At 75.2% G+C, this 6,263-nt stretch carries 5 protein-coding genes; 3 read left to right on the plus strand and 2 right to left on the minus strand.

Translation table 11 applies throughout. From position 1 onward, the window contains the following. The coding region (locus tag HMPREF3099_RS02700) for a PD-(D/E)XK nuclease family protein (protein WP_237769710.1) at positions 1-596 on the plus strand (596 nt) is incomplete at its 5' end. Positions 597-646: 50 nt separating this feature from the next. Here HMPREF3099_RS02700 and HMPREF3099_RS02705 read toward each other — a convergent pair. Both HMPREF3099_RS02705 and HMPREF3099_RS02710 read right to left on the minus strand, forming a co-directional pair. Further along, positions 647-1,564: a phosphotransferase gene (locus tag HMPREF3099_RS02705; RefSeq protein WP_141494256.1), complete on the minus strand. Its 918-nt coding sequence runs from the start codon at positions 1,562-1,564 to the stop codon at positions 647-649. A 42-nt stretch (positions 1,565-1,606) separates the two neighbouring features. Then, entirely contained in the window at positions 1,607-3,529 is a 1,923-nt protein-coding gene (locus HMPREF3099_RS02710; RefSeq protein ID WP_070703715.1) for a cation:proton antiporter, read from the minus strand. Between the two features lie 168 nt (positions 3,530-3,697). Here HMPREF3099_RS02710 and nudC point away from each other — a divergent pair, with 168 nt between their 5' ends. Together nudC and HMPREF3099_RS02720 are read left to right on the plus strand one after the other, a co-directional pair. Beyond that, positions 3,698-4,549, plus strand: a complete 852-nt coding sequence (nudC, locus tag HMPREF3099_RS02715) for an NAD(+) diphosphatase (RefSeq protein WP_237769711.1) — start codon at positions 3,698-3,700, stop codon at positions 4,547-4,549. Further along, positions 4,542-6,263, plus strand: a 1,722-nt coding sequence (locus HMPREF3099_RS02720) for an ATP-dependent helicase (RefSeq protein WP_070703719.1), incomplete at its 3' end; no start/stop codon positions are given. The genes nudC and HMPREF3099_RS02720, both read left to right, overlap by 8 nt.

Raw genomic sequence — 6,263 nt, forward strand, 5'->3', positions numbered from 1 at the left:
CCCGGCGCTTCCTCGCGCGTCCCGTGCCCACGCCGCCTGCCCGGGCGGCGCGGCGGGGCACGGACTTCCACGCGTGGGTGGAGTCCCAGTGGGCGCCGGCGCAGCTGTTCGACGTGACGCAGGACGAGGAGGAGGCGCTGTGGGCCGACGCGGCCGAGGGCGACCGTGGCGACGCCCCGGCCGGGACCGGCGACGAGCTGAAGCGTCTGCGGGAGAACTTCCGGGCCAGCGAGTGGGCCGACCGCGTGCCGCGCTGGGTGGAGCTGCCGCTGCAGACCACCGTGGCGGGCCTGACCGTCCGCGGGCGTGCCGACGCGATCTTCCCGGCCTCACCCGCCGAACGGGCCGAGGGCCTGGAGTGGGTGGTGGTGGACTGGAAGACCTCGTCCGCGCCCGGTGGGCAGCAGGCGGCCGTGGCCGCGGTGCAGCTGGCCTGCTACCGGCAGGCGTTCGCCGCCTGGCAGGGGCTCGACCCGGCCGTGGTGGGGGGTGCCTTCTTCCACGCCGGCAACGGCGTCACGCTGCGCCCGACCCTGCCCGCGGGCGCGGAACTCGAACGCCTCGTGGGCCTGCTGCGCGCAGGCGAGGAGGCCTGAGGCCGGCGAGGACGGGGGTGCCGCGGCGGACCACCCCCGCCAGCCCGGCCTCACTCCCAGGCGTCGAGCTCCTCAGCCTCGGCGAGCAGCCGCGAGCGGTGCGCCAGCTCGGCCTCGATGTCGGCCACGGTCGCCGAGTCCCCGCGGGTGTGCGCCACCACCAGCCGCGGCAGGTCGCGCATCTCGGCCACCAGGTGGGCGCGCTCGAGCAGCCGCTCGTCGGTGCGGCCCAGCAGCTCGGCGTAGCGGCTGCGCACGGCCCCCAGCACGTCCGGGGTGGCCGACCGGCTCACCACGGCGAAGTCCTCCGCGGGGTCGCCCACGTGCACCCCGGACCAGCCCATGACGGCGGCCAGGTCGTGGTCGGCGGTCACCAGCACGTGCTCGTCCACGAGGCGTCCGTGCACCACACAGGGCTGCACGACCCACAGCTCGGTGTCCTCGAGGGACTCCTCCCACCGGGAGAGCAGACGCGGCGGCACCACACCGGTCGAGGCGGCACGGTCCAGCAGATCAAGGCGCTCGATGCGCAGGTCCTCCGCGGTCGGCACCTCGGCGGCGTCGCCGAGCGCTGCGGGGTCCGTGCCGTGCAGCGCGGCGAGGAAGGCCGCGAAGTGCTCCACCACGGCGTCGCCCGGGCGCACCATCACCCAGCGCAGGGAGCGCCCGGCCACCCACGGCCGCACGCTGACGGTGGAGCCGTCGCCCAGCATCGTCCTGCCGGCCACGGCCGGGGGTGCACCGCGCAGGTCCGTCGGCAGTGTCTCGGCGAGCCGCTCACCGGGCGTGGCGTCGGTGTCGGTGCGGCGCACCGACCAGCGCCGGTCGTCGGCGTCCACCACCTGGGCCACCTCGTGGTCCGCGCCCCCGGAGTCCACCCACGCCACCCCGCGGGGTGCGATCGAGGGGACGGCGGCCACCGACCACGCCGCCATGCGTGCCCACGTGGGGCGAACCGGTTTCTTCACCTGCACCTCCCGGAGATCGGCGCCCACCTTCTCACGTCCGCCTCACACCACCGCGGGGTGCGCGCCGGTGGTGGTCGGCACCGGGCCGGTGGCCGGCGTGCCGTCAGCGCCGACCGGCACCAGGGCCACGAAGGTGTTCCCCGCCTCGCCGGACTGCCGCTTGCCGGAGGCCACCCGGGTGGTCTCCTCGGAGTGCACGAAGAGCACCACGGCCTCGGGGTGGTCGTTCCAGAAGTCGTCCGAGCCGTACTCCTCGGTGAGCTCGGTGGAGGTCACCTTGTGGTCGTTGCGGGTGCGCTGCAGCAGCTCGTCGTAGTCCATCGGCGGGGAGAACGCGATGTTGCCCACCAGGTGGCCGGCGGTGGCCTGCCGGGCGCGCTCGGTGTCCTCGTGGCGCTTGAGGGTGTACACGTGGCTGCGCCCCAGCACGTGGGAGAACTCCCCGGCGGCGATGGCGTTGGTGTCGTCGTCGCGGGTGGCGCACACCATCGAGCGGATGCCGGCCAGGTCCATGTCCTCCACCGCGTACTCGCTGATGATGCTGGCGGCCTCCGTGCGCAGGCCGGACATGCGGGCGGCCCGCAGGTCCGCGCGCTCGCGAGCCACGATCACCGACGGCACCCCCAGCTCGCGCAGGCGCTTGGCGGCCGGCACCACCCACGGCGCGGCGCCGGAGAAGAGCACCCCGCGGGGGCTCGCGGTGGCCAGTCCGAGCCGCTCGGCCAGCCGGCCCACCCCCAGGCCGTACAGGGCCACGGTGGAGACGATGACGATGAACACCAGCGGCACCAGGCGGTCCACCTCCACCGAGAGGGCGTGCAGGTCGGTGGCGCGCTCGAACAGCGCGGCGGCCAGGGCGGCGTCGCCGTCCTCGCGGGCGGCCTCGCCGAGGCTGATGGCGTGGTCGGCGGCGTGGCCGAACTCCAGCGCGAAGATCGAGGTGACGGCCGCCGCCACGATGCCGCGCGGCGCCATCGACATGAGCAGCGTCCGCTCCGCCCGGGTCACGTCGGTGCCGCGCAGGCCCACCCCGATGGCGACGACGCGGATGACCACCAGCCCGAGCACGAAGACGGCCGCCACGGGGGCCACCTCCACCAGCTGCGCGGGCTCCACCCGTCCGGCCAGCACGATGAACAGGGCGCCCACGAAGAGCACCTGCAGGTTCTCCTTGAACTCGATGATGTGCTGGATGTGCAGGTCGGTCTGGTTGGCCAGCAGGATGCCCAGCAGGGTCACCGTGAGCAGACCGGACTCGGGCTGCACGGTGTTGCTCGCCGTCATCGAGCCCAGCGCGGCGGCCAGGAAGGTGACGCCCTGCAGGTAGTCCGGGATGAGGTCCTCGCGCATCATCCACGTGAGCAGCCAGCCCACCAGCACGGTGAGCAGCACGGCCACGCCCACCGCGCGCACCAGGGTGAGCGCCGCGTCGGCCCAGGGGCCGGCCCGGCCGGTGGCGGTCACCACCTGCAGCACCAGCACGCCGAGGATGGCGCCGATGGGGTCCACCACGATGCCCTCCCAGCGCAGCAGCTGGGAGACGCGCCGGGTGGGGCGCAGGGTGCGCAGGATGGGGTTGATGACGGTGGGGCCGGTGACGGTGAGGATGGCGCCCACGAGCAGCGCGGCCCGCAGGTCGAACCCGAGCCCCCAGGCCAGCAGGGTGACGAGCACCCAGGTGATGAGCACCGTCCACGTGCACAGCCGCAGGATGGGCTTGCCGAGGTCGGGCACCTGGCGCAGGCGCAACCCGAGCGCCCCCTCGAAGAGGATGATGCCGACGGCCAGCTTCACGCCGCTGAAGAGCATGGTCTGCCCCAGCACGGTGTCGGGGGACTCCACCCGTCCCAGGGCGAAGCCGCACAGCAGCAGCACCAGCAGGGAGGGCACCTTCCAGCGCCACGCGACCCACTGGCACACGACCGCCAGGGCCACGACGAGGGCGAGGTACGGCGCCGGATCCATGCGCACACCCTAAGTGCGGCCGCATAGGCTGCGGGTGTGTCCAGCCCTCCCACACCGCCCGCGTCGTCCGCCCGGAACGAGCCCGCGTTGCAGCGGGCCGCGTGGTTGCGGGGGAGCGCGGCGGGGGAGCCGGCGTGGGGGCGTGAGGCACCCCACCGGCGTCTCTGGGTGACCCTCGAGGGGGACGTGGCGGTGACCGGCAGCCCGGCGGCGGTGCTGTGGCGCACCTCCCCGGCCGGCGAGCTGCCGGACCTGGACGCCGACGGGGTGGCCGACGGCGTCGAGGTCTTCCTGGGCCGGGGTGCCGACGGCCCGCTGGTGGCCGTGGTGGTGGCCGACGAGGACGCGGTGCAGCTGCCCGAGGGGGCCTCCTGGGCGGACCTCAAGGTGGTGGGGAGCGCGTTGGGCGAGGAGGACCGCGAGGCGGCGATGACGGCCGTCGCCCTGGCGCGTTGGCACCAGCGGCACCGCTTCTCCCCGGAGACCGGCGCGGAGACCGAGGTGGTCTCCTCCGGCTGGGTGCGCCGCGAGGAGGGCGGGCGCCTGCACTTCCCGCGCACGGACGCCGCGGTGATCATGGCCGTGGTCGACGACCGCGACCGGCTGCTGCTGGCTCGGGGCCGCCACTGGCCGGAGGGGAGGTTGTCGGTGCTCGCCGGTTTCGTGGAGCCCGGCGAGACGCTCGAGCAGGCCGTGGCGCGCGAGGTGTACGAGGAGGTGTCGGTGCAGGTGTCGGACGTGACCTACGCGGGGTCCCAGCCGTGGCCCTTCCCGGCCTCGCTCATGGTGGGCTTCACCGCCCGGGCCGGGGCGCAGCCTGACGAGGTGCCCGCCACGGCGCTGGAGCACGACGAGATCGCCGAGGCCCGCTGGGTGTCCCGGGAGGGCCTGGCCGCCGCGCTCGCCGCGCGCGAGGTGGGCCTGCCGGGGCCGTTCTCCATCGCCCGCCGCCTCATCGAGCAGTGGTACGGCGGCCCGCTGCCGGTGCGCGACGAGGTGCGGGGGTCCGTGCGTGACTGACCCCGAGCGCATCCTCGAGGGGCTCGACCCCGAGCAGCGGCAGGTGGCGGCCACCCCCGTGGGCGCGATGCGGGTGCTTGCCGGTGCGGGCACCGGCAAGACGCGCGCCATCACCCACCGCATCGCCTACGGCGTGCACGCCGGGGCCTTCCCGGCCCAGCAGGTGCTGGCGGTCACGTTCACCGCGCGTGCGGCCGGGGAGATGCGCACCCGCCTGCGCGCGCTCGGCGTGCCGGGCGTGCAGGCGCGCACCTTCCACGCCGCGGCGCTGCGCCAGCTGCAGTACTTCCACCCGCACGTGGTGGGCGGCGCGCCGCCGCAGATCATCAACTCCAAGGCGCCGCTGGTGGCCGAGGCCGCCAGCCGACTGCGTCTGGAGGTCGACCGCACCGCCGTGCGCGACCTGGCCGCCGAGGTGGAGTGGGCCAAGGTCTCGCTGCTCACCCCGGCCACCTACGCCGCCGAGGCCCGGCGCCTGGAGCGCTCGGCCGGCGGGTTGGACCCCTCGGCGATGGCGCGGCTGCTGGAGGTCTACGCCGAGGTGGCCAGCGACCGCGGGGTCATGGACTTCGAGGACGTGCTGCTCTCGATGCTGGCGATCCTGCGTGACCGCCCCGACGTGGCCCGCACGGTGCGCAGCCAGTACCGGCACTTCGTGGTGGACGAATACCAGGACGTCAACGCCGTGCAGCAGGCCCTGCTCGAGGCCTGGACCGGCGAGCGCCACGACGTGTGCGTGGTGGGCGACGCGGCGCAGACCATCTACTCCTTCACCGGTGCCACGCCCCAGCACCTGCTGGACTTCCCGACGCGCCACCCCGGGGTCACCTCGGTGCAGCTGCACCGCAACTACCGCTCCACGCCGCAGGTGCTCGGCGTGGCCAACGCGGTGATCGCCGGCGACGTGCGCTCGGCGGCCGGCCGGGTGGAGCTGCACGCGCAGCGCCCGCCGGGCCCGGAGCCGGAGCTCACCGTGCACGCCGACGACGAGGCCGAGGCCCGCTGGGTGGCCCAGCGCATCGGGGAGCTCACGGCATCGGGGGAGGTGACCCCGGGCGACGTGGCGGTGCTCTTCCGCACCAACGGCCAGTCCGAGGCGGTGGAGACCGCCCTGGCGCGCGCCGGTGTGCCCTACCTGGTGCGGGGCGGGGAGCGCTTCTTCAACCGGCAGGAGGTGCGGGCCGGCATCGTCCTGCTGCGCGGCGCGGTGCGCAGCGACGACGGCGAGCTGCCGCTGGTGCGCCTCACCGCCGACGTGCTCTCCGGGGCCGGGTGGACGCACGAGCCGCCGCAGTCCAGCGGGGCGCAGCGGGAGCGCTGGGAGTCCCTGCAGGCGCTGCTCACCGTGGCCGAGGACCTCGCGGCCGCCGCCCCCGAGGCCCGGATGGCCGACCTCGTGGCCGAGCTCGACCGGCGCGCGGCCGAGCAGCACGCCCCGGCCATGGACGGGGTCACGCTGGCCTCGCTGCACGCCGCCAAGGGGCTGGAGTGGCCCGTGGTGTTCATCATCGGGTGTTCCGAGGGGCTCATGCCGATCTCGCTGGCCCGCACGCCCCAGGCCGTCGACGAGGAGCGGCGGCTGGCCTACGTCGGCATCACCCGTGCCCGGGACCGGCTGCTGCTCTCCCGGGCCAAGGGGCGGCCCGGGGCGCGCAGCGAGCGCGAGCCCTCGCGCTTCCTCGCCGGGGCCGCGTCCGTGCTGGGCTCCGAGGCC

Origin of the sequence: Kytococcus sp. HMSC28H12 (assembly GCF_001816045.1) — a bacterium.
In the GTDB taxonomy this organism is placed as follows: domain Bacteria; phylum Actinomycetota; class Actinomycetes; order Actinomycetales; family Dermatophilaceae; genus Kytococcus; species Kytococcus schroeteri.

Coding starts and splice junctions, on each gene's coding strand:
- HMPREF3099_RS02710 (WP_070703715.1), bottom strand. CDS start 3,529: ATGGATCCGGCGCCGTACCTCGCCCTCGTCGTGGCCCTGGCGGTCGTG.